This is a genomic window from Variovorax xiamenensis (assembly GCF_050916385.1).
Classification (GTDB): Bacteria; Pseudomonadota; Gammaproteobacteria; order Burkholderiales; family Burkholderiaceae_C; genus Variovorax.
Genome location: NZ_CP139038.1, coordinates 3,025,346 through 3,051,692 on the forward strand (window position 1 = coordinate 3,025,346; position 26,347 = coordinate 3,051,692).

29 protein-coding genes and 1 tRNA gene are annotated in these 26,347 nt (G+C 66.4%); 21 read left to right on the plus strand and 9 right to left on the minus strand.

Translation table 11 applies throughout. The features are described from left to right. The first annotated feature begins 40 nt into the window (after positions 1–40). Genes SFB74_RS13610 through SFB74_RS13625 form a run of 4 tightly spaced genes read left to right on the plus strand, consistent with a single transcriptional unit; the run spans position 41 to position 5,179 of the window. A complete protein-coding gene (locus SFB74_RS13610) occupies positions 41–1,585 on the plus strand; it encodes an acyl-CoA carboxylase subunit beta (protein ID WP_093201705.1) in 1,545 nt (514 codons plus the stop codon). Between the two features lie 20 nt (positions 1,586–1,605). Continuing rightward, positions 1,606–3,654, plus strand: coding sequence for an acetyl-CoA carboxylase biotin carboxylase subunit (gene accC / locus SFB74_RS13615; protein ID WP_432731331.1), 2,049 nt, complete (start codon positions 1,606–1,608; stop codon positions 3,652–3,654). Beyond that, positions 3,654–4,691, plus strand: a complete 1,038-nt coding sequence (gene bioB, locus SFB74_RS13620; RefSeq protein WP_093304940.1) for a biotin synthase BioB — start codon at positions 3,654–3,656, stop codon at positions 4,689–4,691. Before accC ends, bioB begins: the two co-directional genes overlap by 1 nt. Further along, positions 4,688–5,179: a VOC family protein gene (locus SFB74_RS13625; RefSeq protein WP_432731332.1), complete on the plus strand. Its 492-nt coding sequence runs from the start codon at positions 4,688–4,690 to the stop codon at positions 5,177–5,179. The genes bioB and SFB74_RS13625 overlap by 4 nt, the downstream gene beginning before the upstream one ends. On the opposite strand, the gene SFB74_RS13630 is transcribed toward SFB74_RS13625, so the two are convergent. Next, positions 5,169–5,666 (minus strand): Lrp/AsnC family transcriptional regulator, encoded by a 498-nt coding sequence (locus SFB74_RS13630; RefSeq protein ID WP_093201697.1) that lies wholly within the window; start codon positions 5,664–5,666, stop codon positions 5,169–5,171. The two genes, SFB74_RS13625 and SFB74_RS13630, sit on opposite strands and share 11 nt — an antisense overlap. Positions 5,667–5,782: 116 nt before the next feature. On the opposite strand from SFB74_RS13630, the gene yedA reads away from it, so the two are divergent. Further along, positions 5,783–6,694 carry a drug/metabolite exporter YedA gene (yedA, locus tag SFB74_RS13635; protein WP_432731333.1) on the plus strand — a complete coding sequence of 304 codons (912 nt, stop codon included), beginning with the start codon at positions 5,783–5,785 and terminating at the stop codon, positions 6,692–6,694. A gap of 108 nt (positions 6,695–6,802) precedes the next feature. Here the strand turns inward: yedA and SFB74_RS13640 are convergent, their stop codons facing one another. The 4 genes from SFB74_RS13640 to SFB74_RS13655 all read right to left on the minus strand — a co-directional run bounded on the left by SFB74_RS13640 (position 6,803) and on the right by SFB74_RS13655 (position 10,873). After that, entirely contained in the window at positions 6,803–7,441 is a 639-nt protein-coding gene (locus SFB74_RS13640) for a LysE family translocator (RefSeq protein ID WP_432731334.1), read from the minus strand. After that, positions 7,438–8,073 carry an RnfABCDGE type electron transport complex subunit B gene (locus SFB74_RS13645; RefSeq protein WP_432731335.1) on the minus strand — a complete coding sequence of 212 codons (636 nt, stop codon included), beginning with the start codon at positions 8,071–8,073 and terminating at the stop codon, positions 7,438–7,440. The genes SFB74_RS13640 and SFB74_RS13645 overlap by 4 nt, the downstream gene beginning before the upstream one ends. 37 nt (positions 8,074–8,110) lie before the next feature. Further along, complete coding sequence (locus tag SFB74_RS13650; RefSeq protein WP_432731336.1) at positions 8,111–9,517, minus strand: polyhydroxyalkanoate depolymerase; 1,407 nt, start codon at positions 9,515–9,517, stop codon at positions 8,111–8,113. 159 nt (positions 9,518–9,676) lie between these two features. Continuing rightward, positions 9,677–10,873, minus strand: coding sequence for an amino acid aminotransferase (locus tag SFB74_RS13655; protein WP_432731337.1), 1,197 nt, complete (start codon positions 10,871–10,873; stop codon positions 9,677–9,679). 105 nt (positions 10,874–10,978) lie between these two features. Here SFB74_RS13655 and uvrB point away from each other — a divergent pair, with 105 nt between their 5' ends. The 10 genes from uvrB (at position 10,979) to SFB74_RS13705 (ending at position 19,667) form a co-directional block, all read left to right on the plus strand. Then, positions 10,979–13,096, plus strand: a complete 2,118-nt coding sequence (gene uvrB, locus SFB74_RS13660; RefSeq protein WP_432731338.1) for an excinuclease ABC subunit UvrB — start codon at positions 10,979–10,981, stop codon at positions 13,094–13,096. A 234-nt stretch (positions 13,097–13,330) separates the two neighbouring features. Continuing rightward, positions 13,331–13,867, plus strand: coding sequence for a Fe-S cluster assembly transcriptional regulator IscR (iscR, locus tag SFB74_RS13665; protein ID WP_007828186.1), 537 nt, complete (start codon positions 13,331–13,333; stop codon positions 13,865–13,867). A gap of 92 nt (positions 13,868–13,959) precedes the next feature. Beyond that, positions 13,960–15,180: an IscS subfamily cysteine desulfurase gene (locus tag SFB74_RS13670; RefSeq protein ID WP_432731339.1), complete on the plus strand. Its 1,221-nt coding sequence runs from the start codon at positions 13,960–13,962 to the stop codon at positions 15,178–15,180. A gap of 64 nt (positions 15,181–15,244) precedes the next feature. Continuing rightward, positions 15,245–15,664, plus strand: coding sequence for a Fe-S cluster assembly scaffold IscU (gene iscU, locus SFB74_RS13675; protein ID WP_093201679.1), 420 nt, complete (start codon positions 15,245–15,247; stop codon positions 15,662–15,664). Between the two features lies 1 nt (position 15,665). After that, a complete protein-coding gene (gene iscA, locus SFB74_RS13680; protein ID WP_301508943.1) occupies positions 15,666–15,989 on the plus strand; it encodes an iron-sulfur cluster assembly protein IscA in 324 nt (107 codons plus the stop codon). 70 nt (positions 15,990–16,059) lie between these two features. After that, on the plus strand, positions 16,060–16,578 hold the full coding sequence (hscB, locus tag SFB74_RS13685) for a Fe-S protein assembly co-chaperone HscB (protein ID WP_432731340.1): 519 nt from the start codon (positions 16,060–16,062) through the stop codon (positions 16,576–16,578). A 4-nt stretch (positions 16,579–16,582) separates the two neighbouring features. Then, the gene (gene hscA / locus SFB74_RS13690; protein WP_432731341.1) at positions 16,583–18,445 is read left to right on the plus strand and encodes a Fe-S protein assembly chaperone HscA; all 1,863 of its coding nucleotides are present in this window, start codon (positions 16,583–16,585) and stop codon (positions 18,443–18,445) included. Positions 18,446–18,454: 9 nt separating this feature from the next. Further along, positions 18,455–18,793, plus strand: a complete 339-nt coding sequence (gene fdx / locus SFB74_RS13695) for an ISC system 2Fe-2S type ferredoxin (protein ID WP_432731342.1) — start codon at positions 18,455–18,457, stop codon at positions 18,791–18,793. Between the two features lie 16 nt (positions 18,794–18,809). Beyond that, entirely contained in the window at positions 18,810–19,532 is a 723-nt protein-coding gene (dnaQ, locus tag SFB74_RS13700; RefSeq protein ID WP_432731343.1) for a DNA polymerase III subunit epsilon, read from the plus strand. 60 nt (positions 19,533–19,592) lie between these two features. Then, a tRNA-Val gene (locus SFB74_RS13705) sits at positions 19,593–19,667 on the plus strand. A 77-nt stretch (positions 19,668–19,744) separates the two neighbouring features. On the opposite strand, the gene SFB74_RS13710 is transcribed toward SFB74_RS13705, so the two are convergent. The 3 genes from SFB74_RS13710 to SFB74_RS13720 all read right to left on the minus strand — a co-directional run bounded on the left by SFB74_RS13710 (position 19,745) and on the right by SFB74_RS13720 (position 21,309). Then, positions 19,745–20,128 carry a hypothetical protein gene (locus SFB74_RS13710; protein ID WP_432731344.1) on the minus strand — a complete coding sequence of 128 codons (384 nt, stop codon included), beginning with the start codon at positions 20,126–20,128 and terminating at the stop codon, positions 19,745–19,747. After that, positions 20,119–20,721 (minus strand): peptidoglycan recognition protein family protein, encoded by a 603-nt coding sequence (locus SFB74_RS13715; protein WP_432731345.1) that lies wholly within the window; start codon positions 20,719–20,721, stop codon positions 20,119–20,121. Before SFB74_RS13715 ends, SFB74_RS13710 begins: the two co-directional genes overlap by 10 nt. A gap of 138 nt (positions 20,722–20,859) precedes the next feature. Then, positions 20,860–21,309, minus strand: coding sequence for a carboxymuconolactone decarboxylase family protein (locus tag SFB74_RS13720; RefSeq protein WP_432731346.1), 450 nt, complete (start codon positions 21,307–21,309; stop codon positions 20,860–20,862). Between the two features lie 204 nt (positions 21,310–21,513). Between SFB74_RS13720 and SFB74_RS13725 the strand changes: the two genes are divergently transcribed. From SFB74_RS13725 to SFB74_RS13745, 5 genes are all read left to right on the plus strand, one after another. Next, on the plus strand, positions 21,514–21,888 hold the full coding sequence (locus SFB74_RS13725) for a hypothetical protein (RefSeq protein WP_432731347.1): 375 nt from the start codon (positions 21,514–21,516) through the stop codon (positions 21,886–21,888). Between the two features lie 99 nt (positions 21,889–21,987). Then, positions 21,988–22,110 (plus strand): stereocilin, encoded by a 123-nt coding sequence (locus SFB74_RS13730; protein WP_432731348.1) that lies wholly within the window; start codon positions 21,988–21,990, stop codon positions 22,108–22,110. A gap of 41 nt (positions 22,111–22,151) precedes the next feature. Then, positions 22,152–23,255 (plus strand): NAD(P)/FAD-dependent oxidoreductase, encoded by a 1,104-nt coding sequence (locus SFB74_RS13735; RefSeq protein ID WP_432731349.1) that lies wholly within the window; start codon positions 22,152–22,154, stop codon positions 23,253–23,255. A gap of 159 nt (positions 23,256–23,414) precedes the next feature. Then, entirely contained in the window at positions 23,415–23,711 is a 297-nt protein-coding gene (locus tag SFB74_RS13740) for a glycine zipper domain-containing protein (protein WP_125949733.1), read from the plus strand. Positions 23,712–23,768: 57 nt separating this feature from the next. Beyond that, positions 23,769–24,482: a phage holin family protein gene (locus SFB74_RS13745; protein ID WP_432731350.1), complete on the plus strand. Its 714-nt coding sequence runs from the start codon at positions 23,769–23,771 to the stop codon at positions 24,480–24,482. A 12-nt stretch (positions 24,483–24,494) separates the two neighbouring features. Here the strand turns inward: SFB74_RS13745 and SFB74_RS13750 are convergent, their stop codons facing one another. Continuing rightward, entirely contained in the window at positions 24,495–25,583 is a 1,089-nt protein-coding gene (locus SFB74_RS13750; protein WP_432731351.1) for a quinone-dependent dihydroorotate dehydrogenase, read from the minus strand. Between the two features lie 40 nt (positions 25,584–25,623). On the opposite strand from SFB74_RS13750, the gene rpiA reads away from it, so the two are divergent. Continuing rightward, positions 25,624–26,337: a ribose-5-phosphate isomerase RpiA gene (rpiA, locus tag SFB74_RS13755; protein WP_432731352.1), complete on the plus strand. Its 714-nt coding sequence runs from the start codon at positions 25,624–25,626 to the stop codon at positions 26,335–26,337. Positions 26,338–26,347 lie beyond the last annotated feature (10 nt).

Sequence of the window (26,347 nt, forward strand, 5' to 3'; positions counted from 1 at the left end):
AAAGACACGCAATCCAGGACCACAGCTTCGAAAGCACACCATGCAAGAACTGATCGAACAACTCGAAAAGCGCCGTGCCCAGGCGCGTCTCGGCGGCGGGCAGAAGCGCATCGACGCGCAGCACGCCAAGGGCAAGCTCACGGCGCGCGAGCGCATCGAGCTGCTGCTCGACGACAACACCTTCGAAGAGTGGGACATGTTCGTCGAGCACCGCTCGGTCGACTTCGGCATGGCGGAGCAGAAGATCCCCGGCGACGGCGTGGTCACCGGCTACGGCATGATCAACGGCCGCCTGGTGTTCGTGTTCAGCCAGGACTTCACCGTCTTCGGCGGCGCGCTCAGCGAGGCGCACGCCGAGAAGATCTGCAAGGTGATGGACCAGGCCATGAAGGTCGGCGCACCGGTCATCGGCCTGAACGACTCGGGCGGCGCACGCATCCAGGAAGGCGTGGCCTCGCTCGGCGGCTATGCCGACGTGTTCCAGCGCAACGTGATGGCTTCGGGCGTGGTGCCGCAGATCAGCATGATCATGGGCCCTTGCGCCGGCGGCGCCGTGTACTCGCCCGCCATGACCGACTTCATCTTCATGGTGAAGGACAGCAGCTACATGTTCGTCACCGGCCCCGAGGTGGTGAAGACCGTCACGCACGAGAGCGTGACCGCTGAAGAGCTCGGCGGCGCCATCACCCACACCACGCGCAGCGGCGTGGCCGACATGGCCTTCGAGAACGACGTCGAGGCGCTGATGATGCTGCGCCGCCTCTACAACTACCTGCCGCTCAACAACCGCGAGAAGCCTCCGGTGCGCCTGGGCAACAACGGCCTGGGCGACCCGGCCGACCGGCTCGACTACTCGCTCGACACGCTGGTGCCCGACAACCCGAACAAGCCCTACGACATCAAGGAACTGATCCTGAAGGTGGTGGACGACGGCGACTTCTTCGAGTTGCAGCCCGACTACGCGAAGAACATCGTGATCGGCTTCGCGCGCATGGAAGGCCAGACCATCGGCATCGTCGCCAACCAGCCGCTGGTGCTGGCGGGCTGCCTCGACATCAAGAGCAGCATCAAGGCCGCGCGCTTCGTGCGCTTCTGCGACGCCTTCAACATCCCGGTGGTCACCTTCGTCGACGTGCCCGGCTTCATGCCCGGCACCGGCCAGGAGTACGGCGGCATCATCAAGCACGGGGCCAAGCTGCTCTACGCGTACGCGGAGTGCACGGTGCCGAAGATCACCGTCATCACCCGCAAGGCCTACGGCGGTGCCTACGACGTTATGGCCTCCAAGCACCTGCGCGGCGACGTCAACCTCGCCTGGCCACGCGCCGAGATCGCGGTGATGGGCGCCAAGGGCGCGGTGGAAATCATCTTCCGCGAGGACAAGAACGACCCCGAGAAGCTCGCCGCCCGCGAGGCCGAGTACAAGGCCCGCTTCGCCAACCCGTACGTGGCCGGTGCGCGCGGCTACATCGACGACGTGATCCTGCCGCACGAGACGCGCAAGCGCATCTGCCGATCACTGGTGATGCTGCGCGAGAAGAAGCTCGAGAACCCGTGGCGCAAGCACGGCAACATTCCACTGTGAGCGGCACGGAGAAGAAGAACATGTTCAAGAAGATCCTGATCGCCAATCGCGGTGAAATTGCCTGCCGCGTCATTCAGACGGCCAAGAAGATGGGCATCCTGACGGTCGCCGTCTATTCCGACGCCGACAAGGAAGCCCGCCACGTCGAGCTGGCCGACGAGGCCGTGCACATCGGCGCCGCGCCCAGCCGCGAGAGCTACCTGCAGGCCGACCGCATCATCGCGGCCTGCAAGAAGACCGGCGCAGAGGCCGTGCACCCGGGCTACGGCTTCCTGTCGGAAAACGAGGCCTTCGCGCGCAAGGTCGAGGAAGAGGGCATTGCCTTCATCGGGCCGAAGCACTATTCGATCGCGGCCATGGGCGACAAGATCGCCTCGAAGAAGCTCGCGAACGAAGCCAAGGTCAACACCATTCCGGGCTGGAACGACGCCATCGAGACGGCGGAGCGCGCCGTCGAGATCGCCAAGGACATCGGCTACCCGGTGATGATCAAGGCCTCGGCCGGCGGCGGCGGCAAGGGCCTGCGCGTGGCCTTCAACGACAAGGAGGCTTTCGAGGGCTTCACCTCCTGCCGCAACGAGGCGCGCAACAGCTTCGGCGACGACCGCGTGTTCATCGAGAAGTTCGTCGAGGAGCCGCGCCACATCGAGATCCAGGTGCTGGGCGACTCGCACGGCAACGTCATCTACCTGAACGAGCGCGAGTGCTCCATCCAGCGCCGCCACCAGAAGGTGATCGAGGAGGCGCCGTCGCCCTTCATCAGCGACGCCACGCGCAAGGCGATGGGCGAGCAGGCCGTGGCGCTGGCCAAGGCCGTGAAGTACCAGAGCGCAGGCACGGTGGAGTTCGTGGTCGGCAAGGACCAGAGCTTCTACTTCCTCGAGATGAACACCCGCCTGCAGGTGGAGCACCCGGTGACGGAGTGCATCACCGGCCTCGACCTGGTCGAGCTGATGATCCGCGTGGCGGCCGGGGAGAAGCTGCCGCTGACGCAGGAGCAGGTGAAGCGCGACGGCTGGGCCATCGAGTGCCGCATCAACGCCGAAGATCCGTTCCGCAACTTCCTGCCTTCCACCGGCCGGCTGGTGAAGTTCCAGCCGCCGGGCGAGACCATGTTTGCGAGCGACACGCAGCACCTGAACGGCGTGCGCGTGGACACCGGCGTGTACGAGGGCGGCGAGATCCCGATGTACTACGACTCGATGATCGCCAAGCTCATCGTGCACGGAAAGGACCGCCAGCACGCGATCGCCCGCATGCGCGAGGCGCTCAACGGCTTCGTGATCCGCGGCATCAGCAGCAACATCCCGTTCCAGGCGGCGCTGCTGGCGCATCCGAAATTCGTGGCGGGCGATTTCAACACCGGCTTCATCGCCGAGCACTACGGCAAGGGCTTCCATGCAGAAGACGTGCCGCACACCGATCCGTCCTTCCTGGTCGCGCTGGCGGCGTACGTGCACCGCCGCTACCGTGCCCGCGCTTCCGGCATCAGCGGGCAGCTCGAAGGCCACGGCGTGAAGGTGGGCGAGCAGTTCGTCGTGGTCGAACTGGGGCACGAAGGCAAGCACGTGCATCACCCGGTCTCGGTGACCGACTTCCACGGCAAGACCGGCGCGAGCTCGGTGACCGTGAACGGCAAGACATACAAGATCGACAGCAGCCTCGCGCTGGGTTCGATCCGCGTGCAGGGCGTCGTCAACGACAAGCCCTTCACCGCACAGGTGGAGCGCGGCGCGGGCAAGAACCCGCTGGCGCTGCGCGTGTCGCACGACGGCACGCAGATCGAGACGATGGTGCTGTCGCCGCTGGGCGCGCGCCTGCTCGAGCTCATGCCCTACAAGGCGCCGCCGGACCTCAGCAAGTTCCTGATGTCGCCGATGCCGGGCCTGCTGGTCGAGGTGTCGGTGCAGCCGGGGCAGCAGGTGCGTGCCGGCGAGAAGCTGGCCGTGATCGAGGCCATGAAGATGGAAAACGTGCTGTTCGCCACGCAGGACGGCGTGGTAGGCAAGATTTCGGCGAACAAGGGCGAATCGCTCGCCGTCGATCAGATCATTCTGGAGTTCAACTGATGGGTGCCAACGACTTTCAACAGGCGCAACAGGCGATCACGCTGCACCGGCCCGCGAAGATCGCGACGCCGCAGGGGCCGTGGTCCGTCGAGGCGATCCAGGCGCTGCTCGACAAGCCGCTGATGGACCTGCTGTTCGAGGCGCAGACCGTGCATCGCCAGCATTTCCCCGAAGGCGACATCGAGCTGGCCACGCTGCTGTCGGTGAAGACCGGCGGCTGCCCCGAGAACTGCGGCTACTGCCCGCAGTCGGCCGAGTTCGACACCGGCGTGAAGGCGCAGAAGCTCATGGAGGTCGAGGAGGTGGTGCGCGCCGCGCAGGCCGCCAAGGACGCCGGCGCCACGCGCTTCTGCATGGGCGCCGCATGGCGCGCGCCGAAGGACCGCGACGTCGAGAAGGTGGCCGTGCTCGTCGAGGCCGTGAAGGGCCTGGGCATGCAGACCTGCGCCACGCTCGGCATGCTCGAGCCGCACCACGCGCACCAGCTCAAGGCCGCCGGCCTCGACTACTACAACCACAACCTCGACACCGCGCCCGAGTACTACACCGACGTGGTCGACACGCGCACCTATCAGGACCGCCTCGACACCCTGGCCAACGTGCGCAGCGCCGGCATCAGCGTGTGCTGCGGCGGCATCGTCGGCATGGGCGAGCAGCCGGTGCACCGCGCGGGGCTGATCGCGCAGCTGGCCAACCTGAATCCGTACCCGGAATCGGTGCCCATCAACAGCCTGGTGCGCGTGCCCGGCACGCCGCTGGCCGACTCGGAGCCGGTCGATCCCTTCGACTTCGTGCGCATGATCGCGGTGGCCCGCATCACGATGCCGACCGCGCGCGTGCGTCTGTCGGCCGGCCGCCAGCAGATGGGCGACGCGGTGCAGGCGCTGTGCTTCATGGCGGGCGCGAACTCGATCTTCTACGGCGACAAGCTGCTGGTCACCGGCAACCCCGACGTGGAGGCCGACACGGTGCTGCTGCGCAAGCTGGGGCTGAATTCGCGCCAGGTGCAGGAACAGGCGGAAGGCTGCGCAGCATGACCGCCGCCGCCACACGCCCCTTCAAGGTGCTGGGCATCCAGCAGATCGCCATCGGCGGCCCCGACAAGCTGCGCCTGCAGAAGTTGTGGGTCGACATGCTGGGGCTCGAAGTCACGGGCACGTTCAGGAGCGAGCGCGAGAACGTCGACGAGGACATCTGCGCGATGGGCGCGGGGCCCTTCAAGGTCGAGGTCGACCTGATGCAACCGCTGGACCCCGAGAAGAAGCCCGCCGTTCACACGACGCCGCTGAACCACGTCGGCCTGTGGATCGACGACCTGCCCAAGGCCGTCGAATGGCTCACCGCGCAGGGCGTGCGCTTCGCGCCGGGCGGCATCCGCAAGGGCGCGGCCGGCTTCGACATCTGCTTCCTGCATCCGAAGGCGAACGACGAATTCCCGATCGCGGGCGAGGGCGTGCTGATCGAGATGGTGCAGGCGCCGCCCGAGGTGGTGGCGGCCTTCGGCGCGCTGGCCGCTACGCGTTGACGATCTTCCTGATCGGCGGCTTCACGTCGGAGCGCCGGGGCGGCAGCATCGGCTGGTGTTCGCGTGCCGGGTTCAGGATGATCGAGGTCGCCGTCTCCGTCAGGATGCAGAACTTGGTGAGCACCGCGTCGAGGTGGCTCACGTCGATCACCGCGATCTCGAGGATCCAGCTGTCCTCGCCGGTCACGTTGTAGGCATTGACGCATTCGGGCGTCTCCTGCACCAGCTTGACGACGAGGTCGTAGTCGGCGCGGCCGACGCGGATGATGGCGCGGATGCCGTAGCCCAGCTTGCCGAGGTTGACGGTGGCGCGGTAGCCGCTGATGACGCCGGCTGCCTCCAGCTTCTTCACGCGCTCGGTCACGGCCGGCTGGCTCAGGTGCACGCGTCGACCGAGCTCGGCCATGGTCAGGCGCGCGTCGGCCTGCAGTTCGGCGAGGATGCGGGTGTCGTGGGCATCCAGGGAGGGGTTCAAGGAAAAGTCCATGCAAGTCCTTCAAATCGACGGTGCGGCAGGGGCAGAACCATGAAATCTGCATGGCTGCGGAAAGATGGCTTTCATACCATGGCCGGCATCCGATACCAAGAAGAGACACCCTCGACATGCCGACCCTTGCTTCTCCTGCCCAAGCCGCGCCCGCAGCCGCGCGCTCCGGGCTGCCACCGCTTCTATGGCTTTGCCTCGCCGCCACCTGGGTGGTGTGGGGCTCGACCTACCTTGCGATCAAGTACGCGCTGATCAGCTTTCCGCCCTTCCTGCAGATGGGCTCGCGCTTCCTGTTCGCGGGCGTGCTGCTGGCGGCCTGGATGCGCTGGCGCGGCGCGCCGTGGCCATCGCTCGTGCAGTGGCGCAACGCGCTGATCGTCGGAGCCCTTATGCTGGGCGGCGGAATGGGCGGCACGGCCTACGCCGAGGTGTCGATCGGCTCGGGGCTGGTGGTGGCGTTCATCGCGGTGATTCCGCTGCTGATCGCGTTGCTCAACCTGATCTGGGGCGTGAAGCCGTCGCGGCTGGAGGCCGCGGGCATCGCGCTCGGCCTCGTCGGCGTGCTGATGCTCACGCAGGGCAGCGGCTTCCGCTCGTCGCCCGAGGGGCTGGTGGCCATCTGCATCGCCACCGCCTGCTGGTCGCTGGGCAGCGTGCTGAGCCAGCGCAGCCTGCCGCTGGCGCCCGGGGCGATGGGTTTCGCGAGCGAAATGCTCTGCGGCGGCGTGGTGCTGATGGGGCTCGCGGCCGTGTCCGGCGAAACGATGAGCTGGCCGCCGCAGCCCGAGGCGCTCGCAGCGTGGGTCTATCTTGTGGTGTTCGGCTCGCTGATCGCCTTCAACGCCTACATGGTGCTGCTGGCCAGGGCCCCGGCCGCGCTGGCCGCGAGCTACACCTTCGTCAATCCTGTGATCGCGATGCTGCTGGGCGTGTGGATCGCCAACGAGGCCGTCACGCGCTTCGAGTGGTACGCCGTGGCCGTGGTGCTGGCTGGTGTGCTGCTGATGCTCTTCAAGCGAAGAGGTTGAATCGAGATTGCCAGGAACACCGCGGAACCGGCTCCGCCGGGCCGCTGATGTTGCCCCGGAAAGGGGGGCGAAGCACACGAAGTGCGCGAAGCCTGGGGGAGAGCCTTGCTATGCGCCGGGGCGGCGCCACACGGCAAGCGTAGCGGCAAGCAGCCACATGCCTGCTGCGCAGCCGCGGTTCATCATCCTGATGCCGCGCTGCGAGAGAAATCGTACGGCCTGCGTGCCGGCGCCCGCGTAGGCGAGCATCACGCAGGTGTCGAGCGCCACGAACACAGCGCCCAGCAGCAGGTACTGCGGGCCCTGCGGCTTCGTGATGTCGACGAACTGCGGCAGGAAGGCCGCGAAGAACAGCACCGTCTTCGGATTCGAGAGTGCCACCGCGAGGCTGCGCACGAGGGCAATGCGCCCATGCGGCCGCACTTCGAGCGGCGACCTGGCCAGCGCGGTGCGCAGGTCGGTCGCCTCGCTGCGCCAGAGCTTGATGCCCAGCCACACGAGATAGACCACGCCAGCCACGCGGATGGCGTTGAAGAGCCATTCCGAGGCCGCTAGCAGCGAACCCAGTCCGAGCGCGACGACCGCGATCAGCGTGATGCTCCCGAGCGACGCCCCGGCGATGCCCCAACTCGCGCGACGCATGCCGCCTTCGATGCCGTTGGACAGCGCCAGCAGCATCGTCGGCCCCGGGATCAGGGCCAACGCGAGCGAAGCGACGACGTAGATGAGCAGGGTGTCGAGCGTCATGATTTGCTGGCCGGAGGGCGTCGTTGCTGGGAGGCGGCGCGGGCACGCGCCAGTGCCGCTTCGACGACGGAGTGCTTGCGGGCGTCGGCGTCCTGCGGAGCTTCGGGCTCGGGGGCTGTTTCGGCCAGCCGGGCGTCAGTGTTGCGGTGCCTGCCGTGCACCTCGTAGCGGGCGCGTGCGCTGCGGGCCTGTTCGGCCGACCAGGCCTGCCAGCCGCCGAGGCCCGGCGTCTCGACTTCGAGCGAGATGCAGTCGACCGGGCAGACCGGAATGCACAGCTCGCAGCCCGTGCAATGGGCCTCGATCACCGTGTGCATGCGCTTATTGATTCCGACGATGGCGTCGGTGGGGCAGGCGTCGAGGCACAGCGTGCAGCCGATGCACCAGGCCTCGTCGATGACGGCCATGGCGCGCGGGCCTTCGATGCCGAACTGGGGATCGAGAGGCAGGGACGGGCGGCCCGTGATGCGGGCAAGCCGCTCGATGCCTTCCGCGCCGCCGGGCGGGCACTGGTTGATGCCCGCCTCGCCGTCGGCCACGGCCTGTGCGTAGCCTGCGCAATCCGGGTAGCCGCAACGTGTGCACTGCGTCTGGGGCAGTGCGTCGTTGATGCGTGCGGCGAGCCCGTTCACTTGATTGGCTGTTGTCGGTGCGTGCGTGCCTGCGCGCTCAGCGTGCGGCGCGCTTCCTTGCCGGCACGGCCGCGGCCTTCTTCGCCGGGGCCTTCTTGGCCGCGACGGAGGCAGGGATCCTGCGCCCGGGCTTGACGGTGTCTTCGGCGCCCAGGCCGCCACGGCTGCTGGCGCGGCTTTGCGGCTGGTCGTTGGCCGCGATGAACTTCATCATCTTCGGGTAGACCAGTTCGCGCCAGCGGCGGCCGCTGAAGATGCCGTAGTGGCCGGCGCCCTTGACCTCGTAGTGCTCGCGCTTGTCGTCTGCGATGCCGGTGCACAGGCTGTGCGCCGCCTCGGTCTGGCCCGAGCCGGAGATGTCGTCGAGTTCGCCCTCGACCGTCAGCAGGGCGGTGGCGTGGATGTCCTGCGGACGCACGCGCTCCACCTGGCCCTTGGGGTTGCGGACGTCCCAGGTGCCGTTGACGAGGTCGAACTCCTGGAAGACCGTGCGGATGGTCTCGAGGTAGTAATCGGCGTCCATGTCGAGCACGGCGTTGTACTCGTCGTAGAACTTGCGGTGGGCCTCGGCGCTGGCGTCGTCGCCCTTGATGAGGTCCTTGAAGTAGTCGTAGTGGCTGCTGGCATGGCGGTCGGGGTTCATCGCCACGAAGCCGGTGTGCTGCAGGAAGCCGGGATAGACCTTGCGGCCCGCGCCCGGGAAGCCCTGGGGCACGCGGTAGATCACGTTGTTCTCGAACCACTCGAAGCTCTTGTTCATCGCGAGGTTGTTCACCGCGGTGGGCGACTTGCGAGCGTCGATGGGGCCGCCCATCATGGTCATGGTGAGCGGCAGCGGCTCGCCGCGGCTGGCCATGAGCGACACGGCCGCGAGCACGGGCACGGTCGGCTGGCAGACGCTCACCACGTGGCAGTTGCCGTACTCGGCCTGCAGGCGGCGGATGAACTCCTGCACGTAGTTGATGTAGTCGTCGAGGTGGAATTCGCCTTCGGCGAGCGGCACCATGCGCGCGTTCTTCCAGTCGGTGATGTAGACCTTGTGGTCCTGCAGCATGGTGCGCACCGTGTCGCGCAGCAGCGTGGCGTAGTGGCCTGACAGGGGCGCCACGACCAGCACCACGGGCTGGCTCTTGAGCGTCTTGAGGATGTGCGGCTCGTCGGTGAAGCGCTTGAAGCGGCGCAGCTCGCAGAAGGGCTTGTCGAGCTCCACGGCCTCCTGGATCACCACTTCCGCGCCGTCGACCTTGACGGACTTGATGTTGAACTCGGGCTTCTCGTAGTCCTTGCCCAGCCGGTAGAGCAGGTCGTAGCTCGCGGCCATGCGCTGGGAGATGGGCAACTGGCCCCACACGGCGCCAGGGCTGTAGAGCTTGGAGGCCGCCTGTGCGAAGTCCGCAAACGGCTCCATCAGGGAACGCTGGGCTTCGTAGAGTTGGTAGAGCATCGGAGGTCTTGGAGTGAAATGTTGCGGTGCAATATATCAGCGCATCTGCAGCATTGCAGGAGGCCTAACCCCTACATTCACCGCCGCCGGGGGCTCTTCCGGGAAGGAGTGTGAAGGAATCGTCGCCCCGGGGCGGATTCCCTCACACCTTGCTGTCACCTAGATGACTTTGGCGATCGACGCGCAGACGTGACCGATGTTCTTGCTGTTGAGCGCGGCCACGCACATGCGGCCGGTGTCGGTGCCGTACACGCCGAACTCGTTGCGCAGGCGGACCATCTGGTCCTTGGTGAGGCCCGAGTAGCTGAACATGCCGATCTGGGTGGTGATGAAGCTCATGTCTTCCTTCACGCCGGCGGCCTTCAGGCCGTCGACCAGCGCCTGGCGCATCGCCTTGATGCGCACGCGCATCTCGCCCAGTTCCTTCTCCCACAGGGCGCGCAGCTCGGGGTTGCCGAGCACCGCAGCCACCACGGCGCCGCCGTGCGTGGGCGGGTTGCTGTAGTTGGTGCGGATGGCGATCTTGAGCTGCGACAGCACGCGGCCGGCTTCTTCCTTGTTCTCGCACAGCACCGACAGGGCGCCGACGCGTTCGCCGTACAGGCTGAAGCTCTTGGAGAACGAGGTCGAGACGAAGAAGGTCAAGCCGGCTTCGACGAACTTGGCGACGGCGGCGCCGTCTTCCTTCAGGCCGTAGCCGAAGCCCTGGTAGGCCATGTCGAGGAAGGGCACCAGGCCCTTGGCCTTGACGGCGGCGACCACCTGGTCCCACTGGGCCGGGGTGATGTCGTAGCCGGTCGGGTTGTGGCAGCAGGCGTGCAGCACGACCACGGTGCCGGCGGGGGCGGCGTTGAGCGCAGCCAGCATGCCGTCGAAGTTGATGCCGCGCTTGGCGGCGTCGTAGTAGGGGTAGCTTTCGACTTCGAAGCCGGCGTTGGTGAACAAGGCGCGGTGGTTTTCCCAGCTCGGGTCGCTGATCAGCACCTTGGCGTTGGGGTTGAGCTTCTTCAGGAAGTCCGCGCCGACCTTCAGGCCGCCGGTGCCGCCGATGGCCTGGATGGTGGCGACGCGGCCGGAGGTGACGGGTTCGCTGTCGGCGCCGAAGACCAGTGCCTTGACGGCGTTGTCGTAGGCGGCGATGCCGTCGATGGGGAGATAGCCGCGCGCGGTGGGCGCTTTCATCATGTCCTGTTCGGCGGCCTGCACGCACTGCAGCAGGGGCAGCTTGCCGTTGTCGTCGTAATAGACGCCGACGCCGAGATTGACCTTGTTGGGGTTGGTGTCGGCTGCAAATTGTTCGTTGAGGCCGAGGATCGGGTCGCGCGGTGCCATTTCGACCGCGGTGAACATAGACATGGAAAGGTCCTTTGGGATGAAAGCTTCGCTGCAACCGGAGGAAGCTTTATGCTTTCCGGTTGCCTTGAATTTTACCGGCGCGAGCGCCACCTGTCGGGAACAGCCATGCCAGAGAACAACGAAGCCATAGCAGACCTGAAGAAACTCGACCCGATCGGGCCGGCGAAGCAGGGTGAATTCGTCCGTTTTCCGGACTCGCCCTTCGAGCTTTTCCAGCCCTATCCGCCCGCCGGCGACCAGCCGACGGCCATCGAGGGGCTGGTCGAGGGCGTGATCGACGGCGAGTCGTTCCAGACCCTGCTGGGCGTGACGGGCTCGGGCAAGACCTTCACCATGGCCAACGTGATCGCCCGGCTGGGGCGCCCGGCCATCGTGTTCGCGCCCAACAAGACGCTGGCGGCCCAGCTGTACAGCGAATTCCGCGAGTTCTTCCCGAAGAACGCCGTCGAGTACTTCGTCAGCTACTACGACTACTACCAGCCCGAGGCCTACGTGCCGCAGCGCGACCTGTTCATCGAGAAGGACTCGTCGATCAACGAGCACATCGAGCAGATGCGCCTGTCGGCCACCAAGAGCGTGCTGGAGCGGCGCGACACCGTCATCGTGGCCACCGTGAGCGCCATCTACGGCATCGGCACGCCCGAGGACTACATGGAGATGCGGCTGATTGCCCGCGTGGGCGACAAGGTCGGCCAGCGCGACCTGATCGCGCGGCTGATCCGCATGCAGTACACGCGCAACGAGCAGGACTTCGCGCGCGGCACGTTCCGGGTTCGCGGCGACACCATCGACGTGTTTCCGGCCGAGCACAGCGAGCTGGCGATCCGCTTCGAGCTGTTCGACGACGAGATCGAGTCGCTGCAGCTCTTCGATCCGCTGACAGGGCGCATCCGGCAGAAGGTGCCGCGCTTCACGGTGTACCCGTCGAGCCACTACGTCACGCCGCGCGACAAGGTGCTGGCGGCCGTGGAAACCATCAAGGTCGAGCTGGCCGATCGGCTCAAGGAGCTGGTCGGCGCCGGCAAGCTGGTGGAGGCCCAGCGGCTGGAGCAGCGCACGCGCTTCGACCTCGAGATGCTGTCGGAAATCGGCCACTGCAAGGGCATCGAGAACTACACCCGGCATCTCTCGGGCGCCGCCCCGGGCGACCCGCCGCCCACGCTGACCGACTACCTGCCGAAGGACGCGCTGATGTTCCTCGACGAGAGCCACCAGATGGTCGGCCAGCTAGGCGGCATGTACAACGGCGACCGGGCGCGCAAGGTCACGCTGGTCGAGTACGGTTTTCGGCTGCCAAGTGCGCTGGACAACCGGCCGCTCAAGCTGGAGGAGTTCGAAGCACGGGTGCGCCAGTGCATCTTCGTATCGGCCACGCCGGCGCAGTACGAGAAGGACCATGCCGGCAACGTGGTCGAGCAGCTGGTGCGGCCCACCGGGCTGATCGACCCCGAGGTCGAGGTACGCCCCGCCACGCACCAGGTAGACGATGTGCTGGGCGAGATCCGCACCCGCGTCGAGAAGAACGAGCGCGTGCTGATCACCACGCTGACCAAGCGGATGGCCGAGCAGCTGACCGACTATCTCGGCGATAACGGCGTGAAGGTGCGCTACCTGCACAGCGACGTCGACACGGTGGAGCGGGTGGAGATCCTGCGCGACCTGCGCCTGGGCACTTTCGACGTGCTGGTGGGCATCAACCTGCTGCGCGAGGGTCTGGATATTCCGGAGGTCTCGCTGGTGGCGATCCTGGACGCCGACAAGGAAGGTTTCCTGCGCGCGGAACGCTCGCTGATCCAGACCATCGGCCGCGCCGCGCGGAATCTGAACGGCAAGGCCATCCTGTACGCCGACAGGATGACCGACTCGATGAAGAAGGCCATCGGCGAAACCGAGCGCCGCCGTGCCCGGCAGATCGCCTACAACGAGGCCAACGGCATCACGCCGCGCAGCATCGTCAAGCAGGTGCGCGACCTGATCGACGGCGTCTACAGCGAGAAGAGCGGCAAGGAAGCGGCCAAGCTCGACCTGGAACGCGCCAAGGTCGAGTGCATGAGCGAGAAGGACATCGCCCGGGAAATCAAGCGGCTCGAAAAGCAGATGCTGGAGCACGCCCGCAACCTCGAGTTCGAGAAGGCAGCCCGGGTTCGCGATCAGCTGGCGCTGCTGCGGGAGCAGGCTTTCGGGGCGTCGGGCGGCGACAACATCGCCGGTCTGGCGCAGTAAGTCGGACGTTCGCATTCCTCGAGCGAGCCGCGCTGGGGTTTACCCGAGCAGACCTCGGGGGCTTCTGTTATACTTGAGCGAAATACTCAACAACAAAGAGAAGAACTTCGCGATGAAGGACCGACTCCTACCGGCTGGTTCACCAGCGTCAGGGGTCGGGCAGGGCGGAGACGAGGTCACCGCGGTCCCGGACCACGGTGTCGTTTCAACGGTAAGCACTTGAAGGAGCTTGCGATGCGTCTCACTACCAAAGGCCGTTTTGCGGTCACAGCCATGATCGATCTGGCGTTGCGTCAGAACACCGGTCCGGTCACGCTGGCCGCGATCAGCCAGCGGCAGCAGATCTCGCTGTCGTACCTCGAACAGCTGTTCGGCAAACTGCGCCGTCACGAGCTGGTCGAGTCGACCCGTGGCCCCGGCGGCGGCTACAGCCTCGGCCGCAAGGCTGCGGACATCACCGTGGCCGACATCATCGTTTCCGTCGATGAGCCCATCGACGCCACCCAGTGCGGCGGCAAGGAAAACTGTCTCGGCGAAGCCGGCCGTTGCATGACCCACGAACTCTGGGCCTCGCTGAACCAGCGCATGGTCGAGTTCCTCGACTCCGTCACGCTGCAGAAGCTGGTCGACGACCAGATCGCCAAGGGCGTGCAGATCGAGAACAAGCCGGTCGTCAAGCGCGCGATCTCCGCGCAGCCGGTGGTCAAGCCGATTCGCGTGAACGCGCCGAACTCGGTGTTCGCGCTCGGAAACGCCTTCGCCAAGTCCTGAAGCCCTGAGTCAGAGTCCCGGCGGCGCCTTCGGGCGCCGGCCTTGAGCAGCCCAGATCAAAGAACAACCCCCCACGCCAGCACGAGCCAGCCATGGACGTAACTCCTCATTTCCCGATCTATCTCGATTACGGCGCGACCACGCCGGTCGACCCGCGCGTGGTCGACGCCATGATTCCCTGGTTGCGCGAGCACTTCGGCAACCCGGCGTCGCGCAGCCACGCATGGGGCTGGGAGGCTGAAGAGGCGGTCGAGAAAGCGCGCGGCCAGGTTGCAGCGCTGATCAATGCCGATCCGCGTGAAATTGTCTGGACCTCGGGCGCAACGGAATCGATCAACCTCGCGCTCAAGGGCGCGGCCAATTTCTACAAGGGCAAGGGCAAGCACCTCATCACCCTGAAGACCGAGCACAAGGCCGTGCTCGACACCATGCGCGAACTGGAGCGCCAGGGCTTCGAGGTCACCTACCTCGACGTCGAGGAAAACGGTCTCGTCGACCTGGAGAAGTTCAAGGCGGCGATCCGCCCTGACACCATCCTGGTCAGCGTGCTCTTCGTGAACAACGAGATCGGCGTGATCCAGGACGTGGTCTTGATCGGCAACATCTGCCGCGAGAAGGGCATCGTCTTCCATGTCGATGCGGCCCAGGCCACCGGCAAGATCGACATCGACATCACGAAGCTGCCCATCGACCTGATGAGCCTGGCTTCGCACAAGACCTACGGCCCCAAGGGTATCGGCGCGCTGTTCGTGCGTCGCAAGCCGCGTGTGCGCCTCGAGGCGCAGATGCACGGTGGCGGCCATGAGCGCGGCATGCGCTCGGGCACGCTGCCCACGCACCAGATCGTCGGCATGGGCGAGGCCTACCGCATCGCCAAGCTCGAGATGCACAAGGACATCGAGCACGCGCGCCGCCTGCAGCAGCGCCTGCTCGACGGCCTGAAGGACATCGAACAGGTGTTCATCAACGGCGACCTCGAGCACCGCGTGCCGCACAACCTGAACATGAGCTTCAACTACGTCGAAGGCGAGTCGCTGATCATGGGCATCAAGGGCCTGGCGGTGTCGTCGGGTTCGGCCTGCACCTCGGCCAGCCTCGAGCCCAGCTATGTGCTGCGCGCCCTGGGCCGCAGCGACGAACTGGCCCACAGCAGCCTTCGCATGACCATCGGCCGTTTCACGACCGAAGAAGAAATCGACTACGCCATTTCGACCATCAAGCACAACGTTGCCAAGCTGCGCGAGCTGAGCCCCCTGTGGGAGATGTTCCAGGACGGCGTCGACATCAGCACGATCCAGTGGTCGGCTCACTGAGCAAAGCAAGTCAGCTCAGTCCCGCACCAGGCTCCACGATTGAACAAAGTTTGAGAGGTACACCATGGCATATTCTTCCAAGGTCATCGACCACTACGAAAACCCGCGCAACGTCGGCTCCTTCGAAAAGGGCGACGATTCCGTCGGCACCGGCATGGTCGGCGCACCGGCCTGCGGCGACGTGATGAAGCTGCAGATCAAGGTCAACCCCGAAACCGGCGTGATCGAAGACGCACGCTTCAAGACCTACGGCTGCGGCTCGGCCATCGCCTCGTCGTCGCTCGTGACCGAATGGGTCAAGGGCAAGACGCTCGACGAAGCGGCTGCGCTCAAGAACGCGCAGATCGCCGAAGAACTGGCGCTGCCGCCGGTGAAGATCCACTGCTCCATCCTGGCCGAAGACGCCATCAAGGCAGCTGTGAACGACTACAAGGCCAAGCACGGCGTCAAGACCGAATCCGCTGCCGCCGAAGCTGTCCACTGACATGGCCGTCACGCTGACCGAAGCCGCTGCTCGACACGTCACCCGCTACCTCGGCAAGAGGGGCAAGGGGCTGGGCGTGCGGCTGGGCGTGAAGACCACGGGCTGTTCCGGCCTGGCCTACAAGCTCGAGTACGTGGACGAACTGACGCCGGAAGACGTGGTGTTCGAAGACCACGGCGTGAAGGTGCTGGTCGATCCGAAGAGCCTCGCCTACATCGACGGCACGCAGCTCGACTTCGTGCGCGAGGGCCTGAACGAGGGCTTCAAGTTCATCAACCCCAATGAGCGCGACCGCTGCGGTTGCGGGGAAAGCTTCCGCATCTGAGAACCGATGCGCCGTCGCTGACTGCGACCACAGCCGCCAACATGTCATGTGCTGGCGGTTTTTTCTTGCCATGAACCTGAACGACACCGACTTTCAACTGTTTGCCGTCCCGGCGACTTTCGCGCAGGACCGCGCCGTGCTCGACGCGCGCTGGAAGGAACTGCAGCGCGAGGCCCACCCGGACCGTTTCGCCGCGCAAGGCGCCGCGGCGCAGCGCGTGGCCATGCAGTGGTCGGTGCGCATCAACGAGGCCTACCAGCGGCTCAAGGACCCGATCCGCCGCGCCAGCTACATCTGCGAGCTGAACGGCGCGCCGCTCGACGCCGAGAACAACACGGCGATGCCGCCCGACTTCCTGATGCAGCAGATGGAGTGGCGCGAGTCGCTGGACGACGTCGCAGACATCGCGTCGCTCGAAAAGCTCCACGCAGAGGTCGAGGCCGGCCGCACCCGCGCGCTCTCGTCGCTCGACTGGCTGATCGACGAGAAGGGCGACTATCCGGCTGCAGCCAGACAGGTGAGAGCCCTCATGTTCATTGAGCGCTTCGCGCAGGACGTCGAAGCCAAATTCGATCAGTTGGGACAATAGAGGCATGGCTCTTCTCCAGATTTCCGAACCCGGCCAGGCGCCCGATCCGCATCAGCGCCGCATCGCCGTAGGCATCGACCTCGGCACCACGCACTCGCTGGTGGCCTCGGTGCGCAACGGCGTGGCCGAATGCCTGCCCGACGACCAGGGCCGCCTCCTGCTGCCTTCGGCGGTGCGCTACCTCGAAGGCGACCGCCGCCAGATCGGATTCGACGCTCTTGCCGCGCGCGCCCAGGACCCGGCCAACACCATCACCTCGGTGAAGCGTCTCATGGGCCGCGGCCTTGCCGACATCGCGAATCGTGAATCGATGTCTTACCGCATCGGCAGCGGCGACGGCGGCATGGTCAAGGTGCAGACGCTGGCGGGCGAGAAATCGCCGGTCGAGATCAGCGCCGAGATCCTGGCCACGCTGCGCTTCCGCGCCGAGGACACCTTCGACGACGAGCTCTACGGCGCGGTCATCACCGTGCCCGCGTATTTCGACGAAGGCCAGCGCCAGGCGACCAAGGACGCCGCGCAGCTCGCCGGCCTCAACGTGCTGCGGCTGATCAGCGAGCCCACGGCCGCTGCCATCGCATACGGCCTCGACAACGCGAGCGAGGGCGTCTACGCGGTCTACGACCTGGGCGGCGGCACCTTCGACATCTCGATCCTGCGGCTCACCCAGGGCGTGTTCGAGGTGATTGCCACCGGTGGCGACTCGGCCCTCGGCGGGGACGACTACGACCACGCGCTGGCCGACTTCGTGCTCGCGCAGACGGGCAGGCAGGCCGAGAGCGATGCCGACAAGGCCGCGTTGCTCGTCGCCGCCCGCGCTGCGAAAGAAGCCCTGACCGATTCGGAGACGGTCGTGTTCAAGGCCGAGGTCGCGGGCAAGACGGTCTCGCTCGACCTGACGCGCGAGCAGTTCTACTCAGCCACCCAGCCGCTCACCGATCGCACCATCGCCGCCGTGCGCAAGGCGCTGCGCGACGCGAAGCTCAAGGCGGAAGGGCTGCAGGGCATCGTGCTGGTGGGCGGCTCCACACGCATGCCGCAGGTTCGTCGCGCGGTGGCCGATTTCTTCGGCCGCGAGCCGCTGGTCAACCTGAATCCCGACGAAGTGGTGGCGCTGGGCGCCGCCATCCAGGCCAACCAGCTCGCCGGCAACAACGGTGCGGGCGAACTGCTGCTGCTCGACGTGATTCCGCTGTCGCTCGGCATCGAGACGATGGGTGGCCTGGTCGAGCGCATCGTGCCGCGCAACCAGACCATCCCTACCGCGATGGCGCAGGACTTCACGACCTACCAGGACGGCCAGACGGCGCTGGCGCTGCACGTGGTGCAGGGCGAGCGCGACCTCGTCTCCGACTGCCGCAGCCTCGCGCGCTTCACGCTGCGCGGCATTCCACCGATGGCCGCCGGCGCGGCGCGCATCCGCGTGACCTTCACGGTCGACGCAGACGGCCTGCTGAGCGTGAGCGCCAAGGAGCAGGGCAGCGGCGTCGAGGCCAGCGTGGCGGTCAAGCCCTCGTACGGCCTGTCGGACGACCAGATCGCGACCATGCTGCAGGAGAGCTTCTCCACGGCGCAGCAAGATATGCAGGCCCGCGCGCTGGTCGAGGCACGCGTCGATGCCGACCGCATGCTGCTCGCCACGCAGAGCGCGCTCGATGCGGACGGCGACCTGCTGAACGACGAAGAGCGCGCGGCCATCGATGCATCGATGGCGCAGCTGCGCGAAGCCGTGAAGGGCGGCACCGAGGCCGCGGCCATCGAAGCCGCCACCAAGAAGCTCGCCGACGACACCGAAGCCTTCGCCGCACAGCGCATGAACGCGGGCATCGCGCGCGCGCTTGCCGGGCGCAAGGTCGAATCCCTCTAGAACAACAGCATGCCCACGATCAAGATCTACCCGCATCCCGAGTACTGCCCGAACGGCGCAGAAATCACCGCGCCCGCTGGCACCTCGATCTGCGAGGCGCTGCTCGACAACCACATCGACATCGAGCATGCCTGCGAGATGAGCTGCGCCTGCACCACCTGCCACGTGATCGTGCGCGAGGGCTTCAATTCGCTGAACGAGGCGGAAGAGGGCGAGGAAGACCTGCTCGACCGCGCCTGGGGGCTTGAGCCGCAGTCGCGCCTGAGTTGCCAGGCGATCCTGGCGCAGGAGAATGTGACCATCGAGATTCCCAAGTACTCGATCAATCACGCCAAGGAAAACCACTGATGAGCAGGGAGCACGCATGAGCCGCCAGATCGTCCTCGACACCGAAACCACCGGTCTCTCTGCCGAGAACGGCGACCGCGTCATCGAGCTCGGCTGCGTGGAGCTGTTCAATCGCAAACTCACCGGCAACGATCTGCACATCTACTTCAACCCCGAGCGCGAGAGCCACGAGGACGCGCTCAAGGTTCACGGCCTGACGACCGACTTCCTGCGCGACAAGCCCAAGTTCGGCACGCTGGCCAACGACATCGTCGAATACCTGCGCGATGCCGAGCTGATCATTCACAACGCAGCCTTCGACGTCGGCTTCCTCAACAAGGAGTTCGAACGCGCCGGCCTGCCGCCGCTGCGCACCTTCGTCAGCGAAGTGACCGACACGCTGGCCATGGCCAAGCAGGTGTACCCGGGCAAGCGCAATTCGCTCGACGCGCTGTGCGACCGCTTCGGCGTCGACCGCTCGAACCGAACCTTCCACGGCGCCAAGCTCGACGCGCAACTGCTGGCGGACGTCTACATCAATCTCACGCGCGGGCAGGACGCACTGCTCATCGACGTGGCCGCAGCCGAGCCGGTGCAGGGCACTACCGTGGTGGCCGTCGACCTGAGCCAGTTCGAACTGCCGGTGATCATGGCGGCCGAGCACGAACTGACCGCGCACGAGGCTGTGCTGACCCAACTCGACAAATCTTCTGGTGGTCGCACACTGTTTCGCCAGAATGACGAAAAAGCTGTGGCATAATCTAAGTCTTCGCTGAACGCGATACGCAATTCAAAGCAACGCAGTCAAATGCGCTGCTTAGGGCGGTTAGCTCAGGGGTAGAGCACAGCATTCACACTGCTGGGGTCGGAGGTTCGAAGCCTCCACCGCCCACCAAATCGAAAAGCGACCTGGATTTCCAGGTCGCTTTTTTGTTTTGTGCGCCGGATCGTTCTTCGTTCTCTTGTCTTTGCCTACTTCGTAGCGCCGAAGAGATCGCCGCAGTTGTCGCAAGCGAAGTACAGCTTCTGCTCGCCGCATTGCACCGAACCCGTCGCGCCTGCGCGGATCTGCCAGTCGCACGATTTGCCCTGGCGGGTCAGCGTGCCTTCGGCGTAGCAGGGCGCCAGCTCGTAGTTGTCGTGCAGGGTCTTGTAGTCGACCTCGCGGGCCTTCGAGAAGAATTCGCGTGCCTGCCCATGATTGCGCGGCACGTCCGAGCTTCGGCAGGTGGCCGGCGAGTCCGAATGGAAGTCGGCGACGTAGACGTTGCTGAACGCGGTATCGCGCGTCGTCGCGCACGAGGCGAGCAGCACGGCCCCGACCGCGAGGCACAGGGCGCGGAGTCTCACTTCCATATAGCCGAACTCGCTTCGCCGGGGTTCTTGTACGACACCGTCGGATGCCGGTAGACATCTTCCGGCTTGAGGCTGAACTGTGCGTACAGCACCTCTATCAGCCACTGCAACGAGCTGTTCTGCGCAGCGGTCACCGCTTCGTAGTTCTTGTCGTCGATGTGCATGCCGACCAGTTCGATGCCGATCGAGTCGCTGTTCACCGGATACCGGTCCGGATACGGCTTCGCGCGCTCGTGCGCATCGATGGCGTTGATCTGGTTGACCCACGACATCGCCAGCATCTTGGCCATCGTGCCGGTGTCGCAACTGCTCTTGTTGATGGTCAGGCACTTCGACTTGATCAGCTTGCCGACGTGATAGCAGCGCGCGAGAACGCTCGCGGTCTGGTAGATCTGGCCGTTCTTGTCGATGAGGAAGTGGGCGCCGTTGCCTCCTACCTGGTAGCCGTTGAGGCTTGATTCCGCGGTGCCCGAGTCGGTCTGGTGGACGACGATGGCGAGCACGCTGGGGAGGGCGCCATGTTCGATTCCCGGTGACCGTCGGAGGATCACCTTGGGGTCGATCAGCATCCCGTTTGCATCGATGGTGGACATTTCTCTCCCTGAAGAATGTTGCACCTGCCGGGCTTCGGCAGCACGAACCAGTACAACACATCCACCGTCGATCCCCAAGTCGCAGGAAGTAGTAACGCGGCCTGGCCCAGCGGCCGTCATGACCGTGTCACGACGGCCTCAATCCCAGCGCGCGCCCGCGAGCTGCCTCACTGTCACGTTGAAGCGGTTCCAGATGTTGATCGCGCCGATGGTCGTGATCAATGCCGCGAGCGCACTTTCGTCGTAGTGCCGCGCGGCTTCGTCGTACACGGCATCGGGTACAGGGTCGCTGCGGTCGCTGATGCGCGTGACGGCCTCGGTGAGCGCGAGCGCCGCGCGTTCCGCATCGGTGAACCACGGCGTGTCGCGCCATGCGGCCACGGAAAAGATGCGCTCGTCCGTCTGCTGCACCTTCCTCAACTCGCGCGAGTGCATCTCGACGCACACGCTGCAGCCGTTGATCTGGCTCGCGCGCAGGTGCACGAGCTTGGTGGTGACATAGGGCAGGCCGTCGATGCCCTCGGTGGCCTTGTTCAGCGCGAGCAGCGCGTTCATGGCGGCGGGCAGCACCAGGGCCGGGTTCTTCATTCTTGCTTGCATACTCAAACTCCTTCGGAGGTGATCCAGGTGTGGGTTCAGGTGTGACGAACGCGACGGCGAGCCCTGCGGGCAGGCGTCGGTGGTCTGCGGTCACATCGACCGCATTTCGTCCGTCAAGGCCATGACCGCACACCGACGGCGGCGCGGCAGCTCGCGAGCCGTGCGCGGCGGCGGGTGCAGGGCCGGTTCGCCGTGTCGGAGCCTGACCTGGCGGGGCAGCGCGGCGTGGTCGAGGCTTTCCTGGCCGCCTCGCGCGGCGGCGACTTCAGCGGACTGCTCGCGGTGCTCGACCCGGGCGTGGTGTTCCGTGCCGACGCTGCTGCCGCGCGGCTCGGCGGGCAAGGTGAAATCGTCGGTGCGGATGCTGTTGCCAAGGCTTTTGTCGGCCGTGCCCAGGGCGCTCGGGCGGCGCTGGTGGACGGCCGCGTCGGCGTGGTGGTGGCACCCATGGGGCGCCTCTTCCTGGTGCTGGAGGTCACGGTGTCGCAGGGGAAGATCGTCGCGATCGACGCCATTGCCGATCCGGCGCGGCTGCCGCGGATCGAGCTCGGTGCTTTCGTCGGCTGAGCGGGCCGGGCTGTCGGCCCTCGCCGACGGCAAGTGCAGCCGCGTGCTGTCGAATTTTTCGCGCCGGTGACCTAGAACCAGAAGGAAAGGAGTGCAGCCATGGCCACCCATCCCGATGTTCCGCCTCCCGTCGCGCCGAACCTGCCCGTCGAGCCCGACGAAGGGCCCGAGACGCCACCCGACGAGCCCACCGATCCCGAACCGCCCCCGTCCGTGCACTGAGATAGCGACGCTCCCGGCGCGAGCCGCGCTAAGCTCGCGCGATGGATGAAATCGATTGCGCCGTCATCGGCGGTGGTGTGGTGGGGCTGGCAGTGGCGCGCGCCTTGGCGCTCGCGGGCCGGGAGGTGCTGGTGCTCGAATCAGAAGGTGCCATCGGCACGGGAACGAGTTCGCGCAACAGCGAGGTCATTCATGCCGGCATCTACTACCCACAGGGCTCGCTCAAGGCGAAGCTCTGCGTCGAGGGCAAGCAGATGCTGTACGCCTACGCGGCCGAACGCGGCGTGCCGCACCAGCGCTGCGGCAAGCTCATCGTCGCCACTTCGCCCGAGCAGGCCGACCAGCTCGAAGTCATCCGGAAGAAGGCGGCCGCGAACGGCGTCGATGACCTTGCCCTGATCACGGCGCAGCAGGCCGTTGCCATGGAGCCTCAGCTGCATTGCGTCGCGGCGCTGCATTCGCCGAGCACCGGCATCGTCGACAGCCACGCGCTCATGCTGAGCCTGCTGGGCGATCTCGAGAATGCTGGCGGCATGCTGGCGTTGAAATCGCCCATCACGCGCGCGGAGTGCGGTGACGGCGGCATCGTCCTGATATCGGAAGACGGCACCGCGCTGCGCTGCCGCAGCGTGGTCAATGCGGCGGGCCTCGGGGCTCCTGCGCTGGCCCGGCGCTTCGAAGGGCTGCCGCCGTCGGCGGTGCCGAGGGAGTACTTCGCCAAGGGCAACTACTTCACCTTGTCGGGGCGGGCGCCGTTCGGACGCCTCGTCTACCCCGTACCTGAGCCGGGCGGCCTGGGCGTGCACCTCACGATCGACCTGGGCGGCCAGGCCAAGTTCGGGCCCGACGTGCAGTGGGTGTCATCGCCCGACGACCTGGTGGTGGATCCCTCGCGCGGCGAGGGCTTCTACGCCGAGGTCCGCAAGTACTGGCCCGCGCTGCCCGACGGCGCGCTGATCCCGGGCTATGCGGGCATGCGGCCCAAGATTTCGGGCCCGGGCGAGCCGGCTGCCGACTTCATGATCGACGGGCCCGCATCGCACGGCGTGCCGGGGCTGGTGAATCTTTTCGGCATCGAATCGCCGGGCCTCACGAGCAGCCTGGCCATCGGGCGCCACGTCGCGGACCTGCTGGCCGGAGCATGACCGCGGAGGGGTTCGGGCGTCAGTCGACAGCCATCGTGCGACAAAGTCTGCACATCTGTAGCGCCTTAGGGCCTTTCGAGCCTGTAACATGACAGCACGCCACTTGCTGGCGCGAAGCCGCCGGCGCGGTGCCGGTGTCATCACGGAGGAAAGTTTCCAATGAGTGCATCCCAAAATCTTGAAGCAGCAGCCGAAGACATTGCAAGCGACGTGCGCGGCGTGCTGGCAAGCAAGGACCTGGATTCGGTTCCCCACATCAAGGCGCTGCGCCAGCGCATCGACACCAAGCTGGCCATCGCACGCGAACTCGCGGCCGAGAAGAGCAAGCTCGCCGCCAAGAAGGCCCGCGAAGCGGCCAGCTCCGCCAACGCCTACGCCCACGACGAACCTTGGCAGATCGCCGGTGCCGCACTGGCCGTCGGCGTGCTGGTGGGCCTGCTGCTTGGCCGCCGCTGACCTGGAGTCGCACGGCAGCAGCATCACCGTTCGCCCGAGCATGACAGGGGCCGGCCCATGAGGCTGCTCTCCTTGTTCGGACTGAATGCCCGGATCCGCCGGCTGCGCATCGCCGCGGCCGAAGGCGCACTGGCCGCCGAAGACCGGGTGCAGCTGTTGCGCATGGCCTGGGAGGACGAGAAGCAGCGGCTCAAGCTGATGCTCCTTCTCGGGCTGGCCGTGCTGGGACTGACCACGGTCACGGTGGCCCTGCTGTCCGTGGCGGTGGTGGTGAACTTCTGGGACACGCCGCACCGCGCCACCGCCGCCTGGTCGGTGGCTGGCGTATGGATTGCGCTCTGGCTGGCGGCAGTCATCGGGCTGCTGCTGACCCTGCGCAATGCGTCCAACAGCTTCGTGCCGGCTCGCAGGGAGTTCGAGCGCGACTGGGCCTGGGCCCAGGAGCGGTTCGGCATCGGCAAGGATCCGGGAGAGGACGAGGAAGCACCGCGCCGCGTCCGACGCCCGGTCACCCGCGAAGAACTGCTGGCGCGCATGGAAATCCAGCGCGAGCGCATCGCGACGATGCAGGGCGGGCGCGAGACCCAGCCTGCGGCCGAGGCGGATGCTCCTCCGCCCAACGAGTCGGCCGCTGCTGCTGCGCTGCGCATCGCGCGTGCGCACCCGGTGGCCACCGGCGTCGTCGCCGCGGCTGCCGTGGTGGTGATCCGGCCGAAGCGCCTGCTGCGCTGGGCCGCGGTCATTGCGCCAGTGCTCTGGCGCATGCGCTGAGGAAAAGGGTGCTCAGGCCTTGCTGCCGCGATCGCGCAGCAACGCCTGGGCCGCTTCGCGAACCAGCGCGGGGCCGCGATAGATCAGCCCAGTGTAGATCTGCACCACGTCCGCGCCCGCGGCGATCTTTGCCTTGGCATCGGCGCCGCTGAGGATGCCTCCCACGCCGATGATCGGATAGCCCTTGCCCAGCGCCGCGCGCAGTTGGGCGATCACGCGGTTGCTGGCCTCGAACACCGGCGCACCGGACAGCCCTCCCGCTTCCTCCGCATGAGGAAGGCCCTTGACCGCATCGCGCGCAAGCGTGGTGTTGGTGGCGATCACGCCGTCCATGCCGTGGCGCTTGAGGGTGGCTGCAATCACCGAGACCTGGGCCTCGTCGAGGTCGGGCGCGATCTTCACGAAAAGCGGCGAGCGCTTGCCGCCATGGCGCGTGGTCAGGGTTTCGCGCCGTTCGGCCACCGCACCCAGCAGCGCGTCGAGCGCTTCATCGCTTTGCAGCGTGCGCAGGTTGGCGGTGTTCGGGCTGGAGATGTTGATCGTCACGTAGTCGGCATGCGGATACACGCCGTCGAGGCAGGCCAGGTAGTCGTCCACCGCGCGCTCGATGGGCGTGGCGGCGTTCTTGCCGATATTCAGGCCCAGCAGCATCGGCGATTTCGCGCCGCCGCCGGTGCTCTTGCGGAATCGCGCCCGCTGCACATTGGCCAGGAAGGCGTCCAGCCCCTCGTTGTTGAATCCGAGCCGGTTGATCAGCGCATCGCGCTGCGGCAGGCGGAACATGCGCGGCTTCGGGTTGCCCGGCTGGGCCTTGGGCGTGACCGTGCCGACCTCGACGAAGCCGAATCCCATGGCGGCGAAGGCGTCGATGCAGCGGGCGTTCTTGTCCAGCCCGGCGGCCAGGCCCACGCGGTTCGGAAAGCTCAAGCCGGCGAGTTCGATCGGATCGTCGACGCGCGGCGCCGAATAGGCGCAGGCCAACGGCGTGTTCTGGGTGCGCGCCAGCCCGTCCAGCGTGATTTCGTGAGCATGCTCGGGGTCGAAACCGAACAGGAAGGGGCGGGCCAGGCCGTAGAGCGAGGAGGGCATCAGCAGGGGCATCGGATAATTCGGGGCTTCAATGAGCCAAGGATTGTCCGTGATGACCGCACCCGCCTCCCCAACCCCATCCCAACCGCTTTCCCAGGACGAACTCAAGGCCCAGGTCGGCCGTGCCGCGCTGGCCTACGTGACGAGGGGCGAAATCGTCGGCGTCGGCACCGGTTCGACGGTGAACAAGTTCATTGACGCCCTGGCCACGATCAAGGACGAGATCAAGGGCGCGGTCTCCAGCTCGGTCGCCTCGACCGAACGCCTGCGGGCCCTCGGCATCCCGGTGTTCGACAGCAACGAGGTGGAGGAACTGTCGGTCTATATCGACGGCGCCGACGAGATCGATCGCCGCGGCTTCATGGTGAAGGGCGGCGGCGCTGCGCTCACGCGCGAGAAGATCGTCGCGGCGCAATCGCGCAAGTTCGTCTGCATCGCCGACGAGTCCAAGCTGGTGGACGTGCTGGGCGCGTTTCCGCTGCCGGTGGAGGTGATTCCGATGGCCGCGCGCCGGGTGATGCGCCAGTTCGCCGCCATGGGCGGCATCGCCCAGGTGCGCGAGAAGGACGGCCTGCCGCTGGTCACCGACAACGGCCAGCACATCGTCGACGTGACGGGGCTGAGCATCACCGACCCGCTGGCCTTCGAGTCGACGGTGAGCCAGTGGCCGGGCGTGGTGACGGTCGGTGTCTTCGCGCACCAGAAGGCCGACGTGTGCCTGCTGGGCACCGCGGCTGGCGTGAAGACGATGGAGTTCGGCGCCTGAAGTGCCTGAG

Excerpts from the sequence above, each read along its gene's own strand:
- SFB74_RS13720 (WP_432731346.1), bottom strand. The coding sequence starts at position 21,309 with ATGAAGAACCCGGCCCTGGTGCTGCCCGCCGCCATGAACGCGCTGCTC.
- hscB (WP_432731340.1), top strand. The coding sequence starts at position 16,060 with ATGAACCTGAACGACACCGACTTTCAACTGTTTGCCGTCCCGGCGACT.
- SFB74_RS13715 (WP_432731345.1), bottom strand. The coding sequence starts at position 20,721 with ATGTCCACCATCGATGCAAACGGGATGCTGATCGACCCCAAGGTGATC.
- SFB74_RS13750 (WP_432731351.1), bottom strand. The coding sequence starts at position 25,583 with ATGCCCCTGCTGATGCCCTCCTCGCTCTACGGCCTGGCCCGCCCCTTC.
- SFB74_RS13655 (WP_432731337.1), bottom strand. The coding sequence starts at position 10,873 with ATGTCTATGTTCACCGCGGTCGAAATGGCACCGCGCGACCCGATCCTC.
- yedA (WP_432731333.1), top strand. The coding sequence starts at position 5,783 with ATGCCGACCCTTGCTTCTCCTGCCCAAGCCGCGCCCGCAGCCGCGCGC.
- SFB74_RS13730 (WP_432731348.1), top strand. The coding sequence starts at position 21,988 with ATGGCCACCCATCCCGATGTTCCGCCTCCCGTCGCGCCGAACCTGCCC.
- SFB74_RS13650 (WP_432731336.1), bottom strand. The coding sequence starts at position 9,517 with ATGCTCTACCAACTCTACGAAGCCCAGCGTTCCCTGATGGAGCCGTTT.
- SFB74_RS13610 (WP_093201705.1), top strand. The coding sequence starts at position 41 with ATGCAAGAACTGATCGAACAACTCGAAAAGCGCCGTGCCCAGGCGCGT.
- SFB74_RS13740 (WP_125949733.1), top strand. The coding sequence starts at position 23,415 with ATGAGTGCATCCCAAAATCTTGAAGCAGCAGCCGAAGACATTGCAAGC.
- SFB74_RS13640 (WP_432731334.1), bottom strand. The coding sequence starts at position 7,441 with ATGACGCTCGACACCCTGCTCATCTACGTCGTCGCTTCGCTCGCGTTG.
- SFB74_RS13670 (WP_432731339.1), top strand. The coding sequence starts at position 13,960 with ATGGACGTAACTCCTCATTTCCCGATCTATCTCGATTACGGCGCGACC.
- iscU (WP_093201679.1), top strand. The coding sequence starts at position 15,245 with ATGGCATATTCTTCCAAGGTCATCGACCACTACGAAAACCCGCGCAAC.
- dnaQ (WP_432731343.1), top strand. The coding sequence starts at position 18,810 with ATGAGCCGCCAGATCGTCCTCGACACCGAAACCACCGGTCTCTCTGCC.
- uvrB (WP_432731338.1), top strand. The coding sequence starts at position 10,979 with ATGCCAGAGAACAACGAAGCCATAGCAGACCTGAAGAAACTCGACCCG.
- SFB74_RS13710 (WP_432731344.1), bottom strand. The coding sequence starts at position 20,128 with ATGGAAGTGAGACTCCGCGCCCTGTGCCTCGCGGTCGGGGCCGTGCTG.
- iscA (WP_301508943.1), top strand. The coding sequence starts at position 15,666 with ATGGCCGTCACGCTGACCGAAGCCGCTGCTCGACACGTCACCCGCTAC.
- bioB (WP_093304940.1), top strand. The coding sequence starts at position 3,654 with ATGGGTGCCAACGACTTTCAACAGGCGCAACAGGCGATCACGCTGCAC.
- hscA (WP_432731341.1), top strand. The coding sequence starts at position 16,583 with ATGGCTCTTCTCCAGATTTCCGAACCCGGCCAGGCGCCCGATCCGCAT.
- SFB74_RS13745 (WP_432731350.1), top strand. The coding sequence starts at position 23,769 with ATGAGGCTGCTCTCCTTGTTCGGACTGAATGCCCGGATCCGCCGGCTG.
- SFB74_RS13735 (WP_432731349.1), top strand. The coding sequence starts at position 22,152 with ATGGATGAAATCGATTGCGCCGTCATCGGCGGTGGTGTGGTGGGGCTG.
- iscR (WP_007828186.1), top strand. The coding sequence starts at position 13,331 with ATGCGTCTCACTACCAAAGGCCGTTTTGCGGTCACAGCCATGATCGAT.
- rpiA (WP_432731352.1), top strand. The coding sequence starts at position 25,624 with ATGACCGCACCCGCCTCCCCAACCCCATCCCAACCGCTTTCCCAGGAC.
- fdx (WP_432731342.1), top strand. The coding sequence starts at position 18,455 with ATGCCCACGATCAAGATCTACCCGCATCCCGAGTACTGCCCGAACGGC.
- SFB74_RS13625 (WP_432731332.1), top strand. The coding sequence starts at position 4,688 with ATGACCGCCGCCGCCACACGCCCCTTCAAGGTGCTGGGCATCCAGCAG.
- SFB74_RS13630 (WP_093201697.1), bottom strand. The coding sequence starts at position 5,666 with ATGGACTTTTCCTTGAACCCCTCCCTGGATGCCCACGACACCCGCATC.
- accC (WP_432731331.1), top strand. The coding sequence starts at position 1,606 with ATGTTCAAGAAGATCCTGATCGCCAATCGCGGTGAAATTGCCTGCCGC.